General features: G+C 67.6%; 24 protein-coding genes. 8 read left to right on the top strand and 16 right to left on the bottom strand.

Going from position 1 to position 23,945, the window contains the following annotated elements; genetic code table 11:
• Positions 1–50: 50 nt before the first annotated feature.
• On the bottom strand, positions 51–1,193 hold the full coding sequence (locus ATJ93_RS06160; protein ID WP_120243703.1) for an NAD(P)/FAD-dependent oxidoreductase: 1,143 nt from the start codon (positions 1,191–1,193) through the stop codon (positions 51–53).
• Positions 1,194–1,341: 148 nt separating this feature from the next.
• On the opposite strand from ATJ93_RS06160, the gene ATJ93_RS06165 reads away from it, so the two are divergent.
• A complete protein-coding gene (locus ATJ93_RS06165) occupies positions 1,342–2,223 on the top strand; it encodes an MBL fold metallo-hydrolase (RefSeq protein WP_120243704.1) in 882 nt (293 codons plus the stop codon).
• Between the two features lie 38 nt (positions 2,224–2,261).
• A complete protein-coding gene (locus ATJ93_RS06170; protein WP_120243705.1) occupies positions 2,262–2,600 on the top strand; it encodes a nucleoside triphosphate pyrophosphohydrolase in 339 nt (112 codons plus the stop codon).
• 4 nt (positions 2,601–2,604) lie between these two features.
• Here ATJ93_RS06170 and ATJ93_RS06175 read toward each other — a convergent pair whose 3' ends face one another.
• From ATJ93_RS06175 to ATJ93_RS06185, 3 genes are all read right to left on the bottom strand, one after another.
• The gene (locus ATJ93_RS06175; protein ID WP_120243706.1) at positions 2,605–3,684 is read right to left on the bottom strand and encodes a deoxyhypusine synthase; all 1,080 of its coding nucleotides are present in this window, start codon (positions 3,682–3,684) and stop codon (positions 2,605–2,607) included.
• 175 nt (positions 3,685–3,859) lie between these two features.
• A complete protein-coding gene (locus ATJ93_RS06180) occupies positions 3,860–5,032 on the bottom strand; it encodes a hypothetical protein (protein ID WP_120243707.1) in 1,173 nt (390 codons plus the stop codon).
• 390 nt (positions 5,033–5,422) lie between these two features.
• On the bottom strand, positions 5,423–6,190 hold the full coding sequence (locus ATJ93_RS06185; RefSeq protein WP_120243708.1) for a Nif3-like dinuclear metal center hexameric protein: 768 nt from the start codon (positions 6,188–6,190) through the stop codon (positions 5,423–5,425).
• Positions 6,191–6,355: 165 nt separating this feature from the next.
• Here ATJ93_RS06185 and ATJ93_RS06190 point away from each other — a divergent pair, with 165 nt between their 5' ends.
• Entirely contained in the window at positions 6,356–7,288 is a 933-nt protein-coding gene (locus tag ATJ93_RS06190; RefSeq protein ID WP_120243709.1) for an acetamidase/formamidase family protein, read from the top strand.
• A gap of 27 nt (positions 7,289–7,315) precedes the next feature.
• On the opposite strand, the gene ATJ93_RS06195 is transcribed toward ATJ93_RS06190, so the two are convergent.
• From ATJ93_RS06195 to ATJ93_RS06210, 4 genes are all read right to left on the bottom strand, one after another.
• Entirely contained in the window at positions 7,316–7,717 is a 402-nt protein-coding gene (locus tag ATJ93_RS06195; RefSeq protein ID WP_211334025.1) for a DUF7344 domain-containing protein, read from the bottom strand.
• Between the two features lie 169 nt (positions 7,718–7,886).
• Positions 7,887–8,750 carry an agmatinase gene (gene speB / locus ATJ93_RS06200; protein ID WP_120243710.1) on the bottom strand — a complete coding sequence of 288 codons (864 nt, stop codon included), beginning with the start codon at positions 8,748–8,750 and terminating at the stop codon, positions 7,887–7,889.
• Entirely contained in the window at positions 8,750–9,124 is a 375-nt protein-coding gene (locus ATJ93_RS06205) for a translation initiation factor IF-5A (protein WP_120243711.1), read from the bottom strand. Before ATJ93_RS06205 ends, speB begins: the two co-directional genes overlap by 1 nt.
• A gap of 245 nt (positions 9,125–9,369) precedes the next feature.
• Complete coding sequence (locus tag ATJ93_RS06210; RefSeq protein ID WP_120243712.1) at positions 9,370–10,443, bottom strand: enolase-like domain-containing protein; 1,074 nt, start codon at positions 10,441–10,443, stop codon at positions 9,370–9,372.
• 134 nt (positions 10,444–10,577) lie between these two features.
• Here ATJ93_RS06210 and ATJ93_RS06215 point away from each other — a divergent pair, with 134 nt between their 5' ends.
• The gene (locus ATJ93_RS06215) at positions 10,578–11,039 is read left to right on the top strand and encodes a DUF6653 family protein (protein ID WP_147376632.1); all 462 of its coding nucleotides are present in this window, start codon (positions 10,578–10,580) and stop codon (positions 11,037–11,039) included.
• A 137-nt stretch (positions 11,040–11,176) separates the two neighbouring features.
• Here the strand turns inward: ATJ93_RS06215 and ATJ93_RS06220 are convergent, their stop codons facing one another.
• The 3 genes from ATJ93_RS06220 to ATJ93_RS06230 form a co-directional block, all read right to left on the bottom strand.
• Positions 11,177–12,874, bottom strand: a complete 1,698-nt coding sequence (locus ATJ93_RS06220; protein ID WP_120243714.1) for an ABC1 kinase family protein — start codon at positions 12,872–12,874, stop codon at positions 11,177–11,179.
• A gap of 66 nt (positions 12,875–12,940) precedes the next feature.
• Positions 12,941–13,387: an Hsp20/alpha crystallin family protein gene (locus ATJ93_RS06225; RefSeq protein WP_120243715.1), complete on the bottom strand. Its 447-nt coding sequence runs from the start codon at positions 13,385–13,387 to the stop codon at positions 12,941–12,943.
• A 71-nt stretch (positions 13,388–13,458) separates the two neighbouring features.
• Complete coding sequence (locus ATJ93_RS06230; protein ID WP_120243716.1) at positions 13,459–14,280, bottom strand: GIDE domain-containing protein; 822 nt, start codon at positions 14,278–14,280, stop codon at positions 13,459–13,461.
• 187 nt (positions 14,281–14,467) lie between these two features.
• Here ATJ93_RS06230 and ATJ93_RS06235 point away from each other — a divergent pair, with 187 nt between their 5' ends.
• Positions 14,468–15,769 carry a molybdopterin molybdotransferase MoeA gene (locus ATJ93_RS06235; RefSeq protein ID WP_120243717.1) on the top strand — a complete coding sequence of 434 codons (1,302 nt, stop codon included), beginning with the start codon at positions 14,468–14,470 and terminating at the stop codon, positions 15,767–15,769.
• 100 nt (positions 15,770–15,869) lie between these two features.
• A complete protein-coding gene (locus tag ATJ93_RS06240; protein WP_120243718.1) occupies positions 15,870–17,531 on the top strand; it encodes a potassium channel family protein in 1,662 nt (553 codons plus the stop codon).
• 15 nt (positions 17,532–17,546) lie between these two features.
• On the opposite strand, the gene ATJ93_RS06245 is transcribed toward ATJ93_RS06240, so the two are convergent.
• The gene (locus tag ATJ93_RS06245; RefSeq protein ID WP_120243719.1) at positions 17,547–17,870 is read right to left on the bottom strand and encodes a hypothetical protein; all 324 of its coding nucleotides are present in this window, start codon (positions 17,868–17,870) and stop codon (positions 17,547–17,549) included.
• A 77-nt stretch (positions 17,871–17,947) separates the two neighbouring features.
• Positions 17,948–19,432 (bottom strand): MATE family efflux transporter, encoded by a 1,485-nt coding sequence (locus ATJ93_RS06250; protein WP_245977515.1) that lies wholly within the window; start codon positions 19,430–19,432, stop codon positions 17,948–17,950.
• A 116-nt stretch (positions 19,433–19,548) separates the two neighbouring features.
• Between ATJ93_RS06250 and ATJ93_RS06255 the strand changes: the two genes are divergently transcribed.
• A complete protein-coding gene (locus ATJ93_RS06255) occupies positions 19,549–21,471 on the top strand; it encodes a molybdopterin biosynthesis protein (RefSeq protein WP_120243720.1) in 1,923 nt (640 codons plus the stop codon).
• A gap of 117 nt (positions 21,472–21,588) precedes the next feature.
• The gene (locus ATJ93_RS06260) at positions 21,589–22,263 is read left to right on the top strand and encodes a helix-turn-helix domain-containing protein (RefSeq protein ID WP_120243721.1); all 675 of its coding nucleotides are present in this window, start codon (positions 21,589–21,591) and stop codon (positions 22,261–22,263) included.
• A gap of 23 nt (positions 22,264–22,286) precedes the next feature.
• Here ATJ93_RS06260 and ATJ93_RS06265 read toward each other — a convergent pair whose 3' ends face one another.
• The 3 genes from ATJ93_RS06265 to ATJ93_RS06275 form a co-directional block, all read right to left on the bottom strand.
• A complete protein-coding gene (locus tag ATJ93_RS06265) occupies positions 22,287–22,916 on the bottom strand; it encodes an HAD family hydrolase (protein ID WP_120243722.1) in 630 nt (209 codons plus the stop codon).
• 79 nt (positions 22,917–22,995) lie between these two features.
• Positions 22,996–23,379: an LWR-salt protein gene (lwrS, locus tag ATJ93_RS06270; protein WP_120243723.1), complete on the bottom strand. Its 384-nt coding sequence runs from the start codon at positions 23,377–23,379 to the stop codon at positions 22,996–22,998.
• Between the two features lie 76 nt (positions 23,380–23,455).
• Positions 23,456–23,740: a 4a-hydroxytetrahydrobiopterin dehydratase gene (locus tag ATJ93_RS06275; RefSeq protein ID WP_120243724.1), complete on the bottom strand. Its 285-nt coding sequence runs from the start codon at positions 23,738–23,740 to the stop codon at positions 23,456–23,458.
• Positions 23,741–23,945 lie beyond the last annotated feature (205 nt).

A 23,945-nucleotide genomic window follows, 5' to 3' on the forward strand; every position in this document is an offset into this window, starting at 1 on the left:
CAACACCTTGACACAACAGGGCAGCCCGGGAAGTCGAGACCGACGCGTCGTCACTCCCGACCCGGGGACGGCCCCCGGAGCCCCGGATGCGTCTCGAGGTCGCGAACGCGGCGCATCTGCGCCCGCAGGCTCGGCGCGCTGGCGGGCACCTCGAGGTCGTCCCACTCGAGGTCGGCGGCGTCGGTGTCGGGTTCGCCGTCGCCCTCTGTCTCGGCGCCGCGCGCCTCGAGGTCGGCGACCGACATCGGGAACCGGCGAAGATCCTTGTGGACGGCGAGTCCGGCGTAGGCGCCGTCGCCGATGGCGATGGTGGTTTGGTTCTGCCCGTGGGTGACGTCGCCGACGGCGTAGGCGCCGTCGACGCTGGTCTCCCGGCGCTCGTCGACGTCGATCGCGCCGTTTTCGCCCAACTCGCAGCCAAGATCGGCGGCGAGGTCGGCGTTGTACGAGGAGCCGTACATCGCGAAGCCGCCGAGGTAGTCCCGTTCCGTGCCGTCGCCGAAGGAAAGACCGCCGAGCCACGGGGGTTCGTCCTCGGCGATCGCCTCGTCTTCGTACGCCGAGACGACCGACGTCTCGATCCGGTCGACCGGGTGCACGCGGAGTTTCGTCTCGGTTTCGTCGCCCCACTCGGGTTCGCGGCCGTCCAGCAGGAGGTCGACGTTCGCGGTGAAATTGAGCATCGTCATCGCGACGTGAGCCGCGCTCTCGGTGTGCCCGAGCACGAAGACGGGGCCGTCCCCCAGCGAGTACGCGTCGCAGTGGAGACAGTAGTGCAGCCCGCGACCGGTGAAACGCTCGAGTTCCGGCACGTCCGGACTGCGGTCGCGGAAGCCGGTCGCGAAGACGACCCGCTCGGCGTCGACGGTGGCGTGGGCGGCCCCGAGGCGGAATCGCGGTTCGTCGCCGCTCTCGCCGCCGTCCAGCCGCGTCACGGATTCGACCGCGTCGGGGTAGAAGTCGCCCCCGTAGTGTTCGAACTGGTCGACGGCGTGGGTCGCCAGTTGCTCGCCGGAGACGTTCTCGGAGACACCCAACAGATTGTGGACGTGGGAGACCGCCGCGTGCCGGCCGCCCTCTTTCTCGAAGACAGCGGTACGGTGGCCGAGTCTAGTCGTGTACAGCGCCGTGGTCAAGCCGGCGGGGCCACCCCCCACGACGGCGACCTCGTACTCGAGCGGGTCCGTCGTCATGGGTCGGATTCGGGACCCAGCGGGTTGAGCGTGGAGCGCGCATGTGCGGCCACGGCCGCGGCGGCGACGTCCGGTTCGTATCAGCCGACGCGGTAGTCTCGCCCAGTCCGAATGGGGCTTGAAACGGGCGCGTGGTGGAGCCACGTCCATGAGTCAGATACGGGCCATCGACCTCGAGTTGCCGGCCGCCGAGGAGGACGACCCCGACCTCGAGAACGGATCGATTTTCTTCGTCGGCACCGCGACGATCGTCCTCGAGTACGCCGGCTTTACGATCCTCACCGATCCCAACTTCCTCCACAGCGGGGACCACGTCCACCTCGGGTACGGGATCAAGTCCCGCCGGCGAACCGACCCCGCGATCGACATCGACGAGTTGCCGCCGATCGATTTCGTGTTGCTGTCGCACTACCACGGCGACCACTTCGATCGCGTCGCCGAGGCGAAACTCGACAAGGATTTGCCGATCGTGACGACCCCGCACGCGGCCGAAGAACTCGAGGAGAAGGGCTTTCGCGAAACCCACCCGCTCGAGACCTGGGAGGAGTGTCGGATCCGGAAAGGCGACGCTCGACTCACGATCACTGCGATGCCCGGCCGTCACGGCCCGCCGGTCGTCGCGAAGGGCCTGCCGCCGGTGATGGGTAGCATGCTCGAGTTCCGTCCGGACGACGTCGTTCCCGACGAGCCGCCGCTGCTGCGGCTCTATATTTCGGGCGATACCCTCGTCTACGACGCGCTCGAGGAGATTCCCGAGCGGTATCCGGAGATCGATCTCGCTCTACTACATCTGGGCGGCACGCGAATTCTGGGCGTCCTGCTGACGATGGACGCCGCGCAGGGCGTCGAAGCCGTCGACCTGATCGACGCCGACACGGCGATCCCGATCCACTACAACGACTACGAGGTGTTCCGGTCGCCGCTGTCGAACTTCAAAGCGGCCGTCGAGAAGGCGGGGTTGGAGGATCGAGTCGAATATCTCGAGCACGGCGAGACCTTCGAGTTCGAGTCGCGGGACCGGCGCAACTGACGTGTGGGTTTCAATACGCCGCCGTCGGAAGGGCGACCGTGTCTCGAGAGTACGACAAGCTCGTTCGAGATTCGATTCCGGAAATCGTCGAACGGAACGGTGACGTTCCGGTCACTCGAGCCGTGAGCGGCGATGAATACGAGCGGTATCTCCTCGCAAAGCTCCAGGAGGAAGTCGACGAATACGTCGAGAGCCGCGACCGCGAGGAGTTAGCCGATATTCTGGAGGTCGTCCACGCGATCCGCGAGTTCGAGGACCTCTCCGAGCAGGAACTCGACACCTACCGCGATCGAAAAGCCGAGGAGAACGGTCGGTTTGCGGATCGGATCGTCCTCGAGCGCGTCGAGTCGCGCTCGGAGGCAGCCGACGACGGGTAACGCGTTAGGCGTCCTCGAGCCGCTCCCGCGCAGCCGCGACCACCAGCGGCAGCGTGATCGTCGCGTCGGCGTACACCGAGACGTTGTCGGCGTCCTTCTCGAGTTTGCCCCACGAGCGGGCCTCGTCGAGCGTCGCGCCGGAGAGGCCGCCGGTCTGCTTGGGGTCCATCGTGAGTTGGACGGCGTAGTCGTAGGCGTCGGGCGCGACCAGCATCGTCTGCAGCGTGAAGTTCTTCGGGACGCCGCCGCCGACGACGAAGGCGCCGGCCTCGTCGGCCTCGAAGGCGATGTCGGTCAGCGGGGTCATGTCGGCCAGCGCGTCCAGCGAGAAGTCGGAGGTCTGGGAGTACATCCAGGCCTGCAGGCCGAGCACGGAGTCCTGGACGGCCGGGCAGTAGATCGGCACGTCGTTCTCGTAGGCCGCCGCGGCGATGCCGGGCCCCTCGTCGACGTCGTCGCGCTCGTTGACTTCGGCGTTCGCGCGGCCGAGTTCCTCCGTGAGGCGCTGGATCGAGACGACGCCTTCCTCCTCGAGGACGGGGAAAACCTCCTCGCGGAGGTGCGATTCGAAGGTCGCGAAGTACTCCTGGGGGAGGTAGACGTTGTAGATGCGGTCGACTTCCTCGTCGCGCAGGGTTTCGTCGTGCTCGCGCTCGGTCTTGCCCTCGGCCGTTACCGCGCCGTGGTGGTGCTTGCCGCCGATGGCCTCGATGGTGTCGTGGGTGAGGTTCGCGCCGGTCGTGACCAGCACGTCGATGTAGCCGTCCCGGATCAGGTCGGCGACGATTCGGCGCATTCCCGTCGGGACCATCGCGCCCGCGAGACCGAAGAAGACGGTCACGTCGTCGTCGAACATCGACTCCGTGACGTCGACGGCCTCGTGGAGGTTCGCCGCACCGACGCCGGCGTTGCCGTACTCGTCGGCGAGTTCGCCGACGGTCATCCCCGCGCGGGCCTCGGCGTGGCCGACGGGATCGTGCGAGAAGGTCTCGCGGTCGGGCTCGCGGTGGCCGTGGTGATCGTGATCGTCACCATCCGCGTCGGACGCGTCGGCGTCACTCTCGGACTCGTGCTCGTCGCTCATGTCCACGCATCCGCGAGCCAGCGGTTTGAACGCCGCGGTTCGGGCCGCGCGATTCGACCCGCGGACTCGCGGACTCGAGCGTAGCGACTGACGGTCTCGAGCAGCGTCGAAAAAGAGTCGGTAGCGTCCGAAACGCGATCAAAATGGTGTCGACGGCGGCGTCCGATACCGATCGTCAGTCGCTCGGTTCGTAGTCGATCTCGACGCCCTCGTAGAAGATGGCAGCCGTGATGTCGCCGTCGGGGGCAGAAACGGTGAAGTACTGCGAGCCGTTGGCGGGGACGGTGATGATCTCCTCGACGTCCGTGCCGGGGAAGCGCACGACGACGCTGCGGGCGGGTTCGTCGTAGTTCATCACGTAGAACGTCGCCTCGTCGTTCTCGGCGTCGACGCTGTCGAGGAACAGGTTGAGGTCGTTACGCGGGATGCACTGCTCGTCGGTGTTTGCCGCCTGCGTGTCGAGCGCGATATCGTTGTAGACCAGATCGAGGGTCACCATGCCCTCCGACGTGGTCCCGCCGACGTCGAAGTAGGTCGCGCTGTTGGGCCCGACGCCGACGGAGCCGCTGCGGTCGGCACCGTGGACGGTGTAGCCGACGCTGACTGCGGCATCGTTCTCGTTCTCGACGCGGAACCGGGCCATGCCGGTTTCGCTGTCGACGCAGACCGCCTCGAGGGAGAGTGCGTCGAGGTCGATCGTTCCGCTGTCATCGTCACCGTCGTCGTCATCGCTGCCGTCGTCCTTCCCGCCGCCTTTGTCGTGGTTCTTCTTCCCGCCGTCGTGGCCCTTCTCTTTCTTCTTTTTCCGCTTTGCGTGTCCGCCTTTCTTCTTGTGGTGATTCTCGTCCTCGTGTTCCTTCCCGTCGTCTCCGTCGCCCGACTGCTCGCCGCAGTTCTCGTTGACGACGGTCTCGCCGTCGTAGGTGACCGAGAGGACCTTATCGCCGCTGTCGGCCGTGCGGTCGTAGAACTGGAAGGCGTTGAACTCGGCGACGTAGTAGTCACCGAACCTGGAGGGATACGCGTACACGTTGGAGGCCATGACCGGCCGCACGACGTTCTCGGTCCGATCACGCTCCGCGTTGTAGGTTTGAATCCAGAGGTTCGTCGGCAGCTCGTCCGCGCTCTCGAAGAGCACGAACACGGTGTGACACCCCTGGAAGGCGGTGCGCTCGTAGAGCGGCATATCGTCGCCGTTCCCGTCGCCGCTGCCGCCATTGCTGCCGTTACCGCCGTTTTCGCCGGCGCTAACCGTTCCGATGCCGAGTCCGGCGCCGCCGATGAGCGTGCCGGTCGTCGCGATACCCCTGAGACTGTCCCGTCTGGAGATGGTGCGTTCGTCGGTCATAGGTTCGCTCCCGGTCGCCGGCGTCCTCGCCGGCCCGGTGAGTGACGACTACTCCGAGAGATGGACGGTTTGTAATCAGTGAACTACCGAACGACACGACACTACTACCGACCGTACCGTCAGTTCGATCGAAAAGTCACGAAATAAAATAGCTCGAGGACGGGCTCGAGCGGCCGTGAAACCGGCCACTAGCGGACGCTACGAACCCCCTTCCGGCACGCAGGACTCGAGAAGCCGCGCCGTACGAAGCGAAGGGGATCGATAGCGGGGCACAGCGACGTTCGCCGTCCTGGTCTGGCGACGACCGGCCGGCTCGAGACCGGCCGCATAAACCGGGCCGTTCGGTCGAGCGGGCGACGCAACCCGCAACCTACCCGCGTCAGGGTCGGCTTACAGCCCCGTCGGAACCTCGAAGTAACTCGTCTCGAGGCCCCAGTCCTCCACGAGATCGTGCAGCGATCGGACGCCGAACGTCTCGGTCGCGTAGTGGCCCGCCAGCGCGACGGTGATACCGGCCTCCCGGGCTTCGTGGTAGACCTTCTGTTTCCCTTCGCCCGTGACCAGCACGTCGACGCCGGCGTCGACGGCTTCGTCCAGCCAGTCGGTGCCGCTGCCGGTGACGATCGCGACGTCCTCGAGTTCGTCGGGGCCGAAGTCGAGCACCCGCACGGAGTGATCGTCCGTCACGAGTTCGCTCTCGAGGCGCTCGCGGAGTTCCTCGGCCCCGAACGACTGGCTCGCGATGCCGCGCTGGCCGATGTACTCGGGCCCGAGTTCGCCGAAGGGTTTGCGGTCCTCGAGGTCGAGGACGTCGGCGACGCCGGCGGCGTTGCCCAGTTCCTGGTGGCCGTCCAGCGGGAGATGGGAGACGTACAGCGCGCAGTCGTGCTCGATCAGCGGTGCGATCCGGTCGTAGGTGCGGCCGGTCACGCGGTCGAAGCCGCCCCAGGAGATGCCGTGGTGGACGACCAGCGCGTCCGCGCCGGCATCGATCGCCCGCTCGAAGGTCTCTTCGACGCCGTCGACGGCGAAAGCGACGTGCTCGAGTTCGGCCTCGTCGGGGCCGACTTGCAGGCCGTTCGCGCTCGCGTCGAGGTCGGCGTAGTCGTCGTGGCGTAGCTCCTCGTCGAGCCGTGCGGTGAACTCCGAGAGGTCCATGGCCATGGTCGGGCGTGGATAGACGGCGCCGGGGCTTGTATGCTTGCGATTGCGGTTGTGACGCGATCATCCGCGACGGCGACGACTCGTCGCGGCGGCCGCGTTCCGCGGCAATCGTCCGGGGAGAGGATTCGATTTACCACGCGCCCCGCCGTACGTCCGCGCATGTCGCGTCGCACGATTTCCCACGAGGACGGAGCGATCTACGAGTTCACGCCCGGTCTCGAGGCGGTCGATACCGTCGAGCCGGGCACAGAATTGACGATCGAGACGCGAGACAGCTTAGATGGAGCAGTTCAGACCGAGTCGGACGTAATCGAGTCGATCCCCGAGGAAGTCAACGCCGCGACGGGCCCGATCGCCGTCGAGGGCGCCGAACCGGGCGACGTACTGGGAGTCGAAATCGAGGCCGTTCGCCTTGCGGAGGACCGGGGCCGCGTCATCACCATCGACGGCTTCGGGCTGCTCGACGGCGACGAGGACATCGAGGCGCCGCGGACGCGAATCACACCCGTTGACGGTGACAGTGAGGACGATTCGGAGCCGACGATCGCGTTCGACGATCTCGAGGTCCCGGTCGAGCCCGTCATCGGCACGATCGGCGTCGCGCCCGCCGCGGAGTCGTACACGACCCTCGTCCCCCACGATCACGGCGGGAATCTGGACACGACGGACGTGACGGGCGGTAACACCGTCTACTTCCCCGTCTTTCAGGAGGGCGCGATGCTCGCGATGGGCGACTGCAAGGCCGCCATGGCCGACGGCGAGATGTGCGGGACCGGTGCGGAAATCGCGACGGAGATCGACGTCACCGTCGACGTCATTAGCGCCACCGACGCCGCCGTCGATCTCGAGCGCCCGCTCGTCGAAACCGCCGACGCCTGGAAGCCGATCGCCAGCGCCGAGACGCTCGAGGCGGCCTGCGAACTCGCGAACCGGGACGCGGTCGACCTACTGGCCGCGGAACACGGGTTCGACGACACCGACGCCTACCTGTTCTCGAGCCTGACCGGCGGCCTCGAGATCAGTCAGGTGGTCGATCCGCTGGTGACGGTTCGAAACGCGATCCCCAAGGAGTACCTGTCGTCGCCGTTCTGAGCGGGGCGACGGCCGATCGCTTGAGGGTTAGACGTCGATCATGCGCTCGAGGATCGCCGCGGCTGCGGCCGATTCGTTGGCGTTGCCGGCTTCGCCGAATACGTCGGTTTCGTCGCCGTCAGCCCTGTTCTGATCGATCGGCGCCGTCAACACGACCTCCTTCGACTCGTGGTCGTAGTCGACGACGCCGTGGTGGTCGAGCCGCGGCAGGTGGTCGTGAACGAGTTCGATTTCGATCCGCTGGCGAACGGAGTGATCGAGCTCCCCGACCGAATCGGAGCACTCTCGAGCCGCGATCTCGTCGACGAGGGCGGCGACTGATCGCCGTTCGTCCGGCGCTACGGACCGGAGCAACTGCTGACGGTACGGGTGTGCCAGCAGTTCGTAGGCTGTCTCGAGATCGAGTTCGGATGGTTGCGACGCTGTCATTGCTCCGCAGTTTGGCGAGCGCGTTCCCAATGATTGTCCCTAACTAGTAGGGGGAAATCACGGTATACGATAGTCCGCACCACGATACTGTGGCGGTTATCGATATATTCGATTCGATGAACTTTGAGGTCCGGACGGAATCGCGGATCCAACGACCGATCGCCGCCCGTCAGAGCCGTTCGGCGGCGTGTGAAAGGACGAACTCTCGGACCAGTTTGCCGGCCAGCGACGCGGCCTGGCCGTCGTCGCGATCGTTGACCTCGACGACGTCGAACCCGTCGGCGTGCGGCGCGACGGTGCGAACGACGTCGCGCAGTTCGCGCGGCTCGAGGCCGAACGGCTCGGTCGTTCCCGTCCCGGGCGCGTAGCCGGGATCGGCGGCGTCGATGTCGACGCTGAGGTAGGTCTCGCGGTCGGCAACGCGATCTGCGAGGTTCTCGCGCGTGAATGCGCCGACCTCCTCGGGTGGAATGACGGTCACGTCGTCCGCGTCAGCGCGTTCCCACTCGGCTTCGCTGCCGGTGCGTGCGCCGAGAATAACGGCTTCCTCGACGGAGTCGACGTCTTCGAGAATCCGCCGGGTGACGGCGGCGTGGGACAGCGGGTTGCCGTCGTAGGCGTCATAGAGGTCGAGGTGGGCGTCCAGGCAGACGAACACCTCGGGTTCGACGGCCCGGACGCCGGCCAGCGACACGGTGTGTTCGCCGCCCAGCAGGAGCGGCACGGCGTCGTTCCAGACCGCCTCGCGCAGCGTGCTCGTCAGGTACTCGAGGTACTCCTCGATGTCGTCCCACGCGCGGACGTCGCCGCGGTCGACGACGCCGAGGTCGGAAAAGTGCTGGTCCGTCCGGTGGTCGTAGTCGTCGAACGGCTCTGCAAAAGAACGGATCCGTCGAGGACCGAATCGGGTCCCCGGTTGAAAGGTCGTCGTGGCGTCCAGGGGCGCACCGACGACCACGAAGTTCGCGCCTCCACGGTCGGCAGTACCGGCCGCGTCGGTCCCCTCGCGTTCGTCAGCCGCCCCGGGGAACATTAGACGATCTTTCGCTGGTCTTCCATCTCGAGGTACTCGATGTTCTCGTCGGGGGAGACGTCGGCGTCCTCGGGGACGCGCATGGTGATCGTCTCGTAGGTCTCTAAGTCCATGACCTGCATGTCGTCGCCGTCGACGGAGACGACCTGGCCCTGTTTGCGCTCGATGATCGGGACCCAGATCTTCGCGTCGACGGGCTGGGAGAGCGAGCGCTTCTTCCCGTCGAAGACGCCTTCGGCCTCGATGCGGGCCTTGGCGCTGCCGTGTTTGCCGGGCTTTGCCGTGGAGTAGGAGTTGATTTTACACGGCGTGTCCTCGATCATCACGTAGCTACCTTCCTGGAGGTCGCGAACTTCGTTCTGCTGTTTCGCCATGTCCCGGGGTAATCAACCGACGTCCATAAACGGTTTGGAATGCGTTTCCTCGAGTTCGGTCCGGTAACAGGTCTCACAGCGTGAAATTCGATCCCGAAGCGGCGGTGAACTAGTACGATCGGTGCGGTCCGAAACCCGCCCGAACGCTCGAGCGACCGCTCGCTCGAGTAGTCCCCTGAACCGCGGCGCGAGCGGCCCCGCAGCCACGACGCGACCCGTTCGGACGTCACGAGCCGACGGGGATCTCAGTCCCACCGAAATCCGTCCACGGCAGCCGGCGGCTCGAGCGGACTCGCCGGCAGTCCGTCCCCGACGTCGGGGTCGTTGTACGCGCCCGGTGCGACGTCGTTCGGCGAGTCGGGGTAGTACAGCGACGCCAGCAACTGGAGGTGGCCGCGACCGACGCCGAGTTCGAACTGGCCGCCCCCGTACATCGTGATTCCGCGCTCCCGGCAGAAATCGATCGTCTCGAGCAGCGATTCGAGCGAGCCAAAGCGCGACGGCTTAACGTTCAGCCAGTCGGGCTCCCAGGGGAGGGCTTCGACGTCCGCGAGCCCGTGGATCGGCGCGTCCCAGGAGACCCGCTCCCGGACGGCGGGGTCGTCGAACAGGGGCTCCGTCTCGTCGGTCAGCGCGGGGTCCTCGATCACCGCCTCGGGGAACGCCTCGAGGACGCGTTCGTACAGCGCCGGGTCCGGCGGGGTGTCGACCTCGGTCCCCTCGTAGTGGCCCTTCAGATCGAGGATTCGGACGGCGTCCCGACCGACGGCGTCGACGATATCGTCGACGAGCGCCGCGTCCCACTCCGGCGTCGGATCCAGTTTGAACTCGAGGTCCGGCACCCGCTCGCGCAGTCGCTCGAGGCGGTCGACCGTCGGCGGCTCGCCCAGTCGCGTGCTGGCGACGAACCGGACCGGCTCGGCTGAGCGATCCAGCGCGCTCGCGAGGTCGGTCCCGTTCTGGCGAAGCGCCAGATCCAGCGCCGCGCTCTCGAGGCCCCAGCGGCGGTAGTTCCGGAAGACCTCGCGGTCGGGTGCGCCGCCCGGGAAGAGGTCGAGGTCGGTGAGGTGCTCCGAGAACGACGCGAGGGTGTATTCGCCGGCGAGATCGGGGAGTCCGGTCTCGGCCAGCCGGTCGTGGTCGGCGGTCTCGTAGGTGACGTCTTCGCCGCGGCCGACGACCGCGTCGTCGTCGCGGGGACCAGACAGCGAAAACACAGTCGTGACGCGGGTAAAGTCGCTCGAGGTCTCGCGCTCGAGGCGGTCGGTCGAAACGGCGTCGATCTCGAGGGGCAGGTCCGCGATCCGATCGTACTCCATACGTCCACATCGAGCGCCAGGGAAAAGTAGGTTGCAGCGGCGCTGTTGAAACGGGCAGCACCTGAGCGGGAGTGCGTGCTGCATAGACGGGTATATTCAGTAGGTTGATACGAGTTCCCCGCGTAGGTGATCTTATGGCTCTCACAGACGCCCTTGGAGAGGACTTCTGGGCGCGACACACGAATCCGTGGAGCGGCTACACGCGCCTCCCGATGGGACCGATCCTCCTGCTCGGACTGTACCGGCGGGACTGGCGGCTGGTTGGTCTCACCCTTCTCTACGTCGCCAGCAATCCGGTTCTCTTCCCGGAACCCGAGACCAAGGACGCGTGGATCAGCCGTAGCGTCCTCGGGGAGCAACGCTGGCTGGAAGACGGCCACGACGTGTTCGAGGCCAGCCTTCCCGGCGCTCTCAACGGTCTGAACGCCGTTGCATACTGCTACGGTCTCTACGGCGCGTACAAACGCAACCCGCGGGTGACTGCGCTCGGCGGTGGGGTCGCACTCACGTGTAAACTCGTCTATCTTCACGTGCTGGTGAACTACTACGACGAACACGCGCCGAACCAAGACGACGCGGCGGGAGCCACTGCGTAGCGACCCGAGCGCGCTCGAGAGGCCGATTTACGCCCTGTATTCAGCGGACCGGCTGACCCTCTCACCGAGCGACACTCTCAGCAGGGTGGGTAAGCAGTGAGCGCCCGGAGCGAAACGGTGAGGCGGACAAACGGCGGTCACTCCTCGCGCTGCTGCCGTCGCTGTCGCAGGTTCTGGCGCGTGAACTGCGGCCGCACGCGGGTCGATTTGGGTTTGCGGAACGAGCGGTAGAGTTGGACGATGACGACGACCGAGAAGACGGCCGCTACGACCGACGCCTCGGGCGCGCCCAGCGCGTAGAGGACGCCCATCGAGAACAGCGACATCGTCAGTAGCATGCCGTAGATCAGCCGCTTTGCGAATTTAGCGAAGACGTCGTCGGAGTCCTCGACGCCGATGCGAACGTAGAGGTCGTCCCGATCGAGTCGGTCGAGCGCCCCCTCGGCCTTGGGGGGCAGCCGGGTCAGCGACTCGCCCGACTGACGGATCTGCTCGGCGGATTCGCGGACGTAGCGCCGGATCGACTCCTCGCGATAGCCCTCCTCGGTGAGGTAGTCGGTGGCCGTCGAGATGAAGTCGAAATCCTGATCGAGCGTGACGCAGACCCCCTCGACGACGGTCGCCACCCGGAGGACGAGCGCGAGGTTCTTGGGCAGTCGGAAGGGGAACTCGTAGATCGAATCCTCGATCTGACCGACGATGCCCCGGACGCGGTACTGGTCGAGCGTCTCGCCGCGAGCGTCCTGGATGGCCAGTTCCATCACCTCGGCCATCACCGCCCGGTCGGCATCGGGGGAGAGCGTCCCCATCTCGATCAGGGCGTCGAGGATGCCGTCGATGTCCCGGTTGGCGACGGCGATGTAGAACTCGATGATCTTCTCCTGGATGAACGGGTCGACCCGACCCGACATGCCGAAGTCGTAGAAGACGATCCGCCCGTCGTCGGTCACCGCCAGGTTTCCGGGGTGCGGATCGGCGTGGAAGACGCCGTCGTCCATGATCATCTGCAGGTACGCCCGCTCTAAGTTCTCCGCGACCCGCGTCCGGTCGATCCCCTTGCGCTCGAGTTCCTCGAGGTCGTTGATCTTCGTCCCCCGGATGTACTCCATCGTGAGCACGCGCGGCCCGGAGTGGCTCTCGGCGACGGCGGGGATACAAAAGCGGTCGTCATCCGCGAAGTTCGAGCGGATCTCGGTCAGCATCTCGGCCTCGCGCTCGTAGTTCATCTCCTCGCGGATCGTCCGCGAGAACTCGTCGGCGAGGTTCTCGAGCGAGAACGACCGTGACTCGTCGACGAAGAACATCACGATCGGCAGCGACCAGCGGATCACGCGCAGGTCGGCCTCGACGAGGGGTTCGATGTCGGGGCGGCGGATCTTCACCGCGACTTCCTGTCCGGGCGGTCCCTCGCCGCCGGTCGTGTCGGGGCCGGTCGGCACGGCTGTCGGGCCGCCGTCGCTGCCGTCCCAGTCCGCGGCGTCGGGATCGATCCGCGCCCGGTAGACCTGTCCGAGACTGGCGCCGCTGATCGGTTCGGTGTCGAACTCGAGGAACCGCTCGTCGACGGGGCCGAGTTCGTCCTCGAGGACCCGCTTCGCTTCGCGCCACTCGGCCGGGGGCACCTCGTCCTGTAAGGCCGAGAGGACGTCGATGTACTCCGGCGGCAGGATGTCGGGGCGGGTCGATAGCAGTTGGCCGAGTTTGATGAACGTCGGGCCGAGGGTCAGCAGCGACTCGAGCAGCACCTCCGCGCGCTCGCGGTGGGTCTCGGGGTCGACCTGCCGCCGCGAGCCGAACAGGAGGAACCGGCGACGGTCGCGGGCGTACGCGAGCAACAGCGGGAGGAACTGCCAAGCGACGAGGACGAATCGTCGGTACGCGCGAAGCGATACCAGCTTCGGTCACCTCGGTTCGGGATCGGATTCGGGTTCAGGGTCGGCGTCGGGATCGGTGCCGGCGGGTTCGTCGTCTCCGTCGTCGCCCTCGCGGATCCGTCCCTCGACGACGTCGATCGTCGTCTCGTCGTCCGCGGGCCGCTTCGGAATCGAGAGTTCGAGGACGCCCCGCTCGACGCCGGCGTCGAGGTCCGCCTCGATCGCGTCGTCGGGAAGGGGCAACTCGACGTCGAAGAACAGCGACCGGTTCTCCTCGAGGTAGCGGTAGTCGTCCGGGAGGTCCTTCTGCCGCTGGGCGTCGATGGAGAGACGACCGTCCTCGATCGCGAGGTCGATCGAGTCGGCGGTGACTCCGGGGACGTCGAGGACGAGCAGGTACCGGTCGTCGCTCTCGAGCAGATCGAAGAAGACGTCGTCGGAGAGGTCCCGCAACGCGTCGCGGAGCGCTGACATGGCTACTGGTTCGAACGCCGATACGAAAAAGCCCGCGGTACCGCAGTGGTGCGATAACACGCCCCAACCGGTTACACCGCGACGGCGACGACGAATCCGAGCGCGGCGACGCCGCCCAGAATCGACGCCAGCCCGACCGCGCCGGCCCGAAGCCCGAGCCACCGCTCCGAACCCTCCGCGATGACGAACGGATGGCCGAACAGCCGGTGACGAAGTCGTAGCCATCGACTCGGGGACAGCGCGCGCTCGTCGATTCCGACGGCGGCGTTGACGTCTCCCGCCGCGCTCGAGGCGGACGGGTCGTACCGCGCCGTGCCGAGGACGTGGACCGTCTCGCCGGGCTCGAGGCGCCGTTCGACGAAGCGCCGATCCCGTCCGGTCCGGAGTTCGAACACCCGTAGGTCGATCGACGTATTCTCCGAGTCGAGATCCTCGGTGCGATCGATGAACCGGGCGATCGGCGCCGGCGGTTCGGTGCCGCCGTCGACCTCGATCCGGGCGTCGGTCGCGAGCCGGAAGTCGGCCCCCGGCGGTTCGATCAGGACGCTGCCGGAGCCGTCGTCGAGCCGGAAGGGGAGGTACTCGTCACCCGACGCGACGGTCGTCCAGTGGCGGCCGTTCTTCGAGTCGCGTTCCTCCTCGACGACGTACTCGTAGGCGAGACACGGCGTCTCGGTAAACGGTGATCGGAGGACGCCGCCGACCGGTTTGGCGGTGCCGCGGAGTTCGACCGGGCCGCCGCCGGGCGTCTCGAGGACGGCACTCGGCCGCGACCGGAGGACGAGCACCGCGAGGCGGAGTTCGGCGATGCCGTAGCCGAGCGCGACCAGCGAAACGACGGCTGCGAGCGCGAGGAGGGCGAGGACGAACGGATCGACCGGCAGCGGGACCATACCGACAGTCAGGGTGCCGAACAGATAGTATATCCGACATCGGTCCGGGTCGGCAGTTGGACGGCCTGAACCGCCGTGCAGCAACTCGAGCGCGTGATTCGACTCGCGACTCGAGCGGGAGCGAACAGGGCACGTGGACGGCGGTCAGTCCCCCACGCTTTTGCCCTCCGGCACCCCGGTTCAGAGTATGAAGGGAGCCGACAGCGAGCGCACCGAGGCCGGGTTCAAGGTACGGACGCCGGTCGACGAGGCGCGCCGGATTCTCAGGGCGGCGATCGAGGAGCGCCAGCCGGAGGACGAACCGTGTGCGACCGGCACGGAAACCGTCGACGTCGAGCGCGCGGACGGCCGCACCCTCGCCGCGCCGCTGGAGTCCGCCCGGAACGTGCCCCACTACCGGCGGGCGGCGATGGACGGCTACGCCGTCCGGGCCGCGGACACCTTCGGCGCGAGCGACCGCTCGCCCGAGGTGCTGCGAATCGCCGAGGGGATCGGCGCCGACGCGGCGGTCGAACCCGGCACCGCCGCGCGCGTCCACACCGGCAGCGCGCTGCCCGACGGCGCCGACGCCGTCGTGATGATCGAGGAGGTCGCGGAACTCGAGGCGGCCGGCGAACCGGAACTCGAGGTCGGCGACGCCGTCGCGGAGGGCGAGAACGTCGCGCCGATCGGCGAGGACGTCGAGGAGGGCCAGCACCTCTACGAGGCGGGCCACCGGCTCCGGCCGTCCGACCTCGGACTCGTCCGCTCGGCGGGCTACGACCGCGTTTCGGTCGCCCAGCAGCCGACGGTCGGCGTGATCCCGACCGGCGAGGAACTCGTCGAGGGCGATCCCGGGCCAGGCGAGGTCGTCGAGACGAACGGACTGACCGTCTCGCGGCTGGCCCAGCGGTGGGGCGCGCGGGCGACGTACCGCGACGTCGTCACCGACGATCCCGAGTCGCTGCGCGTGGCGATCCAGCGCGATCTGACGAAGGACGTCGTCGTCACGACCGGCGGCTCCTCGGTCGGCGAGCGCGACCTGCTGCCGGAGGTCATCGACGACTTAGGCGAGGTGCTCGTCCACGGGGTCGGCCTCAAGCCCGGCCATCCGGTCTGTCTCGGCATCGTCGAGGACACGCCCGTCCTCGCCTTACCGGGCTACCCCGTCGCCTGCATCGTCAACGCCGTCCAGTTCCTCCGGCCGACGCTGCGCTGGCTCGAGGGCACCGAGCCCGATCCGCACCCGACGACGCAGGCCGTCCTCGAGCGCAAGATTCCGAGCGAACCCGGCACCCGGACGTTCGCGCGGGTGCAACTCGAGGAACGCGACCCCGACGAGATCGACGAGGGCGAACCGCAGTTTGCGGCGACGCCGACCCGGGCCAGCGGCTCGGGCGTGCTCTCGAGCGTCGCGCTGGCCGACGGCTGGGTGGTCGTCGACGACGATCGCGAGGGGATTCCCGAGGGTGAAACGGTCGCCGTCGAGGACTGGGAAATTAACCCGTAAACAACGACAGCCGCATCCCCTCGATTTCTCGAACGGGGAACGTTGCCTGTTCAGACCGAGCGCTTAGTGGCCCGTAGCCGCTAGTACGAGGGACTACCGCATGCCCGACCGCCGATCCCTCGCGGACCGCGTGCCGCGGCGCCTGACGCGCCGGCATCGATTAGTGCTCATCTACGCGGTCGCCGTCGTCGCCGTCGTGCTCTTCTACACGGTGATTTACAACCTGGGAATGCGCTACCTCGAGCACCGCCCGCACTCGATCTTCCGGTCGCTGCAGACGGTCACCGAGACGATGACGACGACGGGGTTCGGCGCGGACTCGCCGTGGGCGACGCCGGTGATGAACCTGCTGATGGTGACGATACAGGTAACGGGCATCCTGATCGGGTTCGTCGCCCTCCGCGTGCTCGTCATCCCGCTGTTCGAGCGCACGCCGATCCACCTCGACGACCGACTCACGGCCAAGGACGACCACGTCGTCGTCGCGGAGTACCGTCGCGACACCGGCGTCCTGCTCGACGAACTCGAGGACCTCGACATCGACTACGTCCTCATCGAGTCCGACGAGGAGGAGGCGAAGCGACTCTCCGACGACGGCTATCAGGCGATCAACGGCGACCCCGAAGACCGGGCGGATCTCGAGCGAGCGCTGATCCGGGACGCGTCATTGTTGATCACCGACGCCGAGGATCGGACGGCGAGCATCCTGCTGACGGCGCTGGAGGCCAATCCGGACCTGCGGACGATCAGTTTCACGGAGTCGACGCGCCACGACGCGGCGTTGACCGAAATCGGCGTCGACAGAGCCGTCGCGCCGCACGCGCTCATCGGTCGCCGACTCGCAGAGAAGGCGACGACGCCCGTCGCGGTCGAGGACGCCGACGCGGCGTCGATCACGGTTCGGGAGATCCTCGTTCGGCGCGAGAGTCCGCTGCACGGCGTTCGGCTGGGCGACTCGCCGGTCGCGGACCACCCGGAACTGACCCTGGTCGGCGGCTGGTTCGACGGCGTGCTCCGGCTGTCCCCGCCCGGCGACATTCGGCTGACGCCGAACACCGTGTTGGTCGTCGCCGGACCGGAGGGAGAGATCGACGACGTCTCGAGCGAGGTGGCCGGCGTCCGGCCGTCCTATCCCGCGAGACACGAACGGATCCTCGTCGCGGGCGCCGGCGAGGGCGGCGCGGCGGCCGTCGACGCGCTCCCCGACGACGTGTCGGTGACGGTCGTCGACCAGTCCGCGGACGCGGTCGTCGAGCCCGATATCGTCGGCGATATCACCGAACCGGGGACCCTTCGAGCGGCCGGCCTCGAGGAGGCGAGCGCGTTGATCGTAACCGTCGACGACGACGCGAGCGCACTCTTAACGATCGCGACGGCGCGGTCGCTCTCGGGCGACGTCGAAATACTCGCTCGCGTGACCGACACGCGGAAGGTGACGCCGGCGTTCAAAGCGGGGGCCGATTACGTGCTCTCCGTCCAGCAGGCGTCGGCGCGGCTGGTCGCAGCCGAGGTCCACGGCGAGCGCGTCGTCGATCCGACGAGTCAGATTCGGATCGTCCGCACCGACGCCGCGCCGTTTACCGGCGACTCGCCGATCGACTTCCGGCGGGATACCGAACGAGGCTGGACGCTGGTCGGTATCGTCCGGGACGGAACGATCATCACCGACGAAGAGACCGAGATCGAACCCGACGACGAGATTATCGTCGCCGGCAGCGACGAGACTATTCGGGAGTTCGAACGAACGGTCGACGTCACCTGATGGGCCGCCGTCGCGTCACTCGAGGCGGCGCCACTGCGGCGCCGATCGCAGCTCCGGCAGCGCCGACGCCAGATCCAGCTCCGCGGCGCCGTAGAATTTCTCCCGCCCGACGGGCGTTCGGACGCGGATAACGATGGTGTTGCTCGTCACCCGAAAGATCGAAAGCTGCCACGTCCGACCCGCCGGCTCCCACTCGCTGTGCAGCGTCGCCTCCTCGTCGTCGACGACCCGCGAGCCGAGTTCCCAGCTCAGCCGCGTCAGGTGGGGCAGGTCGAACGGCACCGCATCGGGTAGCGACGCGCCCGCGTTCCCCCCGTCCTGAAAGCCATGGGTAGCCATACCACGCAGTTCACCACTCGAGCCTAAAAAGTCACTCATTGTTGTTCATTTATAAACTGCGGCCGACGGGAACGGAACTAGTCGCTCGGCGACGATTCCGGCCGGTAGGTCCGGCTGATCGCCTTCCAGTGGCCCGCCTCGAACCGGTAGTAGGTGACGACGGCGGGGACGAGCGTCTCGAGGATCAACGCGGCGTAGAGGGTACCGATTCCCAGCGGGGTGACGCTCGCGAGGTACGGCAGCGGGACGTGGTACACGCCCAGCGCAGTGACGGGGATCGCGAAGACGTAGCGGCCGAGCACCTGCCCGTAGAATGGCCAGTTCGTGTCGCCGCTGGCCCGCAGCGGGCCGGTCGCGCCGCTGCTGATCCCGAGGAAGACGACGCTGACGCAGGCGACGGCGATGAACGACGTTACCGTGGGCAGGATCGACGGATCGTCGACGAAGACGCGGCCGACCTGCTCGGCGAACACGAGGACGAACGCGCCGCTGACGACGTAGACCGCCGTGCCGAACCAGAGCACCTCGCGGCCGTAGGTGTCGGCGTCGCCCTCGTCGCCGGTGCCGAGTTCCTGCCCGACCAGGCTCGAGGAGGCGAGCGAGAAGCCCCAACCGGGCGTGTTCATCAGCCCGCGGACGCGCCGGGCGACGATGTACGCGGCCAGTACGTTCGGGCCGAACATCGCGACGAGCGCGAGCATCGGGAACTGGGCGGCCCGCCGGGCGATGTTCGTAAACGCCAGCGGCGTCCCGATCTCGAGGACGGTCCGGATCTCGGCGACCGTCGCGTGGGGCCACGCGAGGCTGATCGTCACGGGGAACGCGCCGATCAGCGGCAGCCGGCCAGTCGTGAGTCCGACGGTAAAGGCCGCAAGGACGAGCATGTTCGCGACCGCGGTGCCGATCGCCGCGCCGACGACGCCCATTCCGAACGCGAATATCAGAACCGCGTTGATCGCGATGTTGACCACCGCGCCGCCGGCACGCAGGACCATCGGCGTCCAGGCGTCGTCCGCCCCGACGAGGGTCCGACTGCCGATGAGGTTCAGCGCCGCGAACGGCAGGCCGACGGCGACGGTCCGAAGGTAGGCGGCGCCGTAGCCGATCGAGTCGGCGTCGTCGCCGACCAGCGCGATCAGCCGTTCCGGCACCGCGCCGAACAGGAGCGCCAGCGGGATCACGAGCGCGGCGACGATCAGCGCGCTCGTCGTCACCGCCCGCGAGAGGTCCTCTTCAGCGCCGGCGCCGTACCGCTGGGAGACGAGGCTGATCGTCGCGCCGGCGATCCCGCCGCCGAACGCGAAGCCGATCCCCCAGTAGGGCGTCGCGAGTCCGACGCCGCCGATCGCCGCCGGGCCCAGCGCCATCCCGACCATCGCGACGTCGGCCGCGGACTTGGACATCCGGGCGATCCCGGTCACGATCCGCGGCCAGGCGAGGTCGGTGGTCCGTTCGACGCGCTCCGCGTCGATGATCCCGACTCGCGCGAGGGCGTAGCCGACCGCCAGCAGGAGCCACCGGAACGGGTTCGGCAGGTCGCTCCAACTCCAGCGAAAAGCCACGCCGGGCCGTTCGCGATCCCCCGACAAATGTCTTCACGTCCCGGAATATTTCTGTTCGACCGCGCGCGGAATCGAATTCGACCGACGTTTTTAGCCTCCGACCCCGAAGGACCGGTATGGACCGCAAGGAGTTTCGCGATCTCGCCTCCCCCGCGGAGGCCCGCGAAGCGATCGACTCGCTGTCGCTGACGGCCGGCGTCGAACGCGTCCCCCTCGAGGAGGCCCGCGGCCGGGTCCTCGTGGCGCGACTGGACGCCGAACTCGACGTGCCGGGGTTCGACCGGGCGACCCTCGACGGCTACGCCCTCCGGGCTCGAGACACGTTCGGTGCCGACGAGGCCGACCCCGCTCGCCTCGAACTCGTCGGCGAGGTACACGCCGGCGAGGAACCCGAGGTGGAACTCGAGGACGGCCAAGCGGCGGAAATCTCGACGGGTGCGGTGATGCCCGACGGGGCGGACGCGATGGTGCCCGTCGAGCGAACCGACACGGCTGCAGACGGGGACGAGGTACTGATCCGCACGTCCGTCGCGCCCGGCGACAACGTCATGTTCGCCGGTGCGGACGTCGCCGCCGGCGAGCGCGCGCTCGGCCCGGGGACGCGAATCACGCCGCGGGATATCGGCCTGCTCTCGGCGCTTGGCATCGACGAGGTACCGGTCCGCGGTCGCCCGAAAGTCGGCATCGTCTCGACGGGCGACGAACTCGTCCGCCCCGGCGAGGACGTCGACAGCGACCGCGGGGAGATCTACGACGTCAACAGCTACACGATCGCGGCGGGCGTCGAGGACGCCGGCGGCGAGGCCGTCCTCTACCCCCACGCCGGCGACGAGCAGGACGAGATGGAACGGATCCTCCGGGAGGCCGCCGCGGAGTGTGACCTCGTGCTCTCCTCGGGGTCGACCAGCGCGAGCGCGGTCGACGTGATCTACCGGGTCATCGAGGAGCAGGGCGAACTGCTGCTCCACGGGGTCAGCGTCAAGCCCGGGAAGCCGATGCTCGTCGGCCGACTGGGGGTCTCCGAGCCGCGCTCGGACGGCTCGGAAGGCGAGCGCCGCTCGTCTTCCGGTGACTCGGCGTACGTCGGCCTCCCCGGCTACCCCGTCTCCGCGATGATGGTCTTCCGCACGTTCGTCGCGCCCGCGATCCGCGAAGCTGCCGGCATTCCGGAACCGAAGGCCACGACCGTCACCGGCCGAATGGCTCGCGAGGAGCGCTACGGCGAGGGTCGAATGCGGCTGATGCCGGTCGGTCTGGTAACGGACGGCGACGGCGACACCCTCGTCTACCCCGTCGACAAGGGCTCCGGCGCGACCACCAGCCTCGCCGAAGCCGACGGCGTCGTCGAGGTCCCGCCCGAGACCGACTACCTCGAGAACGGCGAGTCCGTCGACGTCCGGTTGTTCTCGCCGGACGTCCGGCCGCCGACCCTGCTCGGCGTCGGCGAGGACGATCCGACGCTGAACCGGCTGCTCGACCGCCTCGAGCACCCGCGCTACCTCTCGGTCGGCTCCCGACCGGCGCTGCGGCGGCTCCGCGAGGGCGTGCCCGACGTCGCCGTCGTCGCCGGCCCGATCGACCGCGAGGTCGACGCGGTCGAACTCGGCCGCTGGGAGCGCGAGTGGGGGCTGATCGCCCGCGCCGGCAACCCGAAGGAGATCGAGGACCTCGACGACCTGATCGACCGCGATCTCCGGTTCGTCAACCGGACGACCGACTCCGGGCTGCGAACGAGCCTCGGCGCGGCTGCCGCCGAGATCGCCGAGGACCGCGGCGTCGACCGCCGGGAGATCGTCGACGCGATCGACGGCTTCGACCTCGGGCTGCGCGCCCACGAGAGCCCCGCCCGGAAGGTCATCGCCGGCGACGCCGACGCCGGCCTCGGACTCCGCGAGACGGCCGAGCGGCTCGATCTCGCGTTCGCGCCGGTCGGCACCCAGCCGGTGCGGATCGTGGCGAATCCGGACCGGACCGACAAGGACGGCGTCCGCGACCTCGAGCGGGTGCTCGCGGATGCTGACGAAGTCGCGACCCGGTAAGGCGATCGGGAGCGATCGGGGGCGATCGACGCCGATCGAGTGTCGACAAATCAACGAATCCGACAGTCAGCGGCCGCACAACAGCGGTTTTTAGTTCGCGGCGGTGTACGACGCTCGATGGCTACCATAGCCGAGCTTCGGCTGCCGGCCTCGGACGCGCTCCTCGAGACGGCGTTCGAGCACGCGCCGGACGCGGCGTTCGAACTCGAGCCGGTCGTCTCGCAGACGCCGCCCAGTATCTGGGTCGCCGGCGTCGGGCGCTCGCGCGCCGAGACGGCGTTCGATGCCGATCCGGAGGTCGAAACCTACGAACTCCTTGTCGAGACGTCGGCCCGCCACCTGTTCACCGTGGACTTCGTCAGGGGAGCGGGGCCCGAACGACTGTGCGATGTGCTGCTCGCAGACGGGGGCTCGCTGCTCGAGGCGCGGGGGACCAACGGCTGGTGGCGAGCCCGTGCGCGATTTCCGGATCGAGGCACGCTCTGTGACGCCTACGATCGGCTCGTCGACCGCGGCGTCAACGCCGACCTCCGGCGGCTCACCGACGTTACGGACGTCGCACAGCACACGAAAGCCAGCAGCCGACTGACGCCCCAACAGCGCGAGGCCCTCGAGGCGGCGCTCGAGTACGGCTACTTCGAGATTCCGCGCGCGATCTCGATGGCCGAACTGGCGGACGAACTGGGGATTTCGCACCAGGCGCTCTCGGAGCGGTTCCGCCGCGCCTACGAGACGCTGGTCGACGAGGAACTCCAGTCGAACGGGGAGGCGTCGCTGGTCGACGGTTCGTGACCGACAGTCCGGAATCAAGATGGTTAGAACAGTTCGTCGAACGACTGCACGCGGTAGTCTCCGAGGACGCACCGGCCGCGCCGGTCGTGGCCGAGGCGCTCGACGTGAATCGCGTCGAGGCCGGCGTTCCAGGCCGCGCCGACGTCGCAGTCCCCGTCGCCGGCCAGGACGCCCTGGTGGCCGTTGTTCGCGACGCCGAGGTCGCGCATAACCTGCTGGACCGGTTCGGGATCGGGCTTCCAGCCGGTTTCCTCCGTACAGCACAGCCGCGCGTCGAACCAGTCCCGGATGCCGACGTTGTCCAGCACCGGCTCCGCGAGGAATTCCTGGCAGTGCGTAACGAGCCCGACCGGCGCCTCGAGGTCGCCGACGAACTCCGCGTCCTCGTGGAGGTAGGTCTGTTCGGCCCGGACCATCGGGTCCTCCTCGTCGTGGAACACCTCCCAGAACGCCTCGGGGTCGATCCCCCACTCGCGGAGCTGTCGGTTCCGCGAGCCGGTCAGACCGTTCCAGAGGATCTCAGCCTCCCGATCGGAGAACTCCCGGCCCAGCCGATCGCCGACCCGGTCGAACACGTCGCGGGTGTACGACCAGTCGACGTCCACCAGGGTACCGTCGAGATCGAGCAACCAGAAGTCGTACTCGGAGACCATCGGGACACAGGAGTACGTGATCTTCGAGTAAATGTGTACCGGTCCTGACCCTCTCGTAATCTAGAGCGATCGGGAGCGATCAGGACGAATCCGTCACCCGAATGCTCGAGCCGAGATACTTCGAAAGCACTTCCGAGACGGCGTCGGCGTTGAACGCCTCGAGATCGGCCGCGATTGCGGCCTTCAGCGCGTCGAAGTACTGTTCGTCGACCTGCAGTTCGCGAAACGAGACCGACTCGACGGGCTGGTCGAGCCACCCTTCGGCGAGTTGGCAGGCGTACTCCTGATCGGCAACCTCGCCCCGCCAGAGCGTGTTCCGGAAGAACAGCCAGCCCTCGGTGCCCGGCTCCGGCGCCTCGCGAAAGACGGTGACGGTCGTTTCGGCGCTCGAGGGCTCGACGCTGATCCCGTCGCGTGCGGGCTCGAGGCGGACTTGAACGGCGAAGACGTAGTTCCCTTCCATCTCGCTTCGTCTCAGTGCCGGTTTCAATCGTGGTTTCGGAAACGACTACGACTCCGATAGTAACGGACTCGAATCGCTACTCAGCGTTGCGCTCGGACTCGATCAACTCCGCCATCTCGAGGTCGTCGTCGGTGATGCCGCCCTCCTCGTGGGAGGTGAGCCGCACCTCGACTTCCTTGTAGCGGATGACGATCTCCGGGTGGTGGAACTGCGACTCGGCGATTTCGCCGACCATCTGGGCGAAGTTGACGCCGCGGAGGTACTCGTCGAACTCGTAGGTGCGAACGATCTCGTCGCCCTCGCGCGTCCAGTTGTCGGGAAGCCCCGCCTCGATCTCGTCGTCGGACAGTAAGTCGCCCATGGCCGACCGAACGGAAGCCACTCAAATAATGGTTGTGCCGCTGCGACTGCGAGTGATTCCGCCCCTCGAGCGCCGCTTACGTCGGATATCGTCGAAATCAACGTATCGAACGATGAGACCGATGGAGACCGAGATTCGACCGATCTCAGGACGAATAACTGATAAAACGCGGCGAAACAACCGCATTTTTTAGATCGGACTACCT

The organism is Halopiger aswanensis (assembly GCF_003610195.1).
Lineage (GTDB): Archaea > Halobacteriota > Halobacteria > Halobacteriales > Natrialbaceae > Halopiger > Halopiger aswanensis.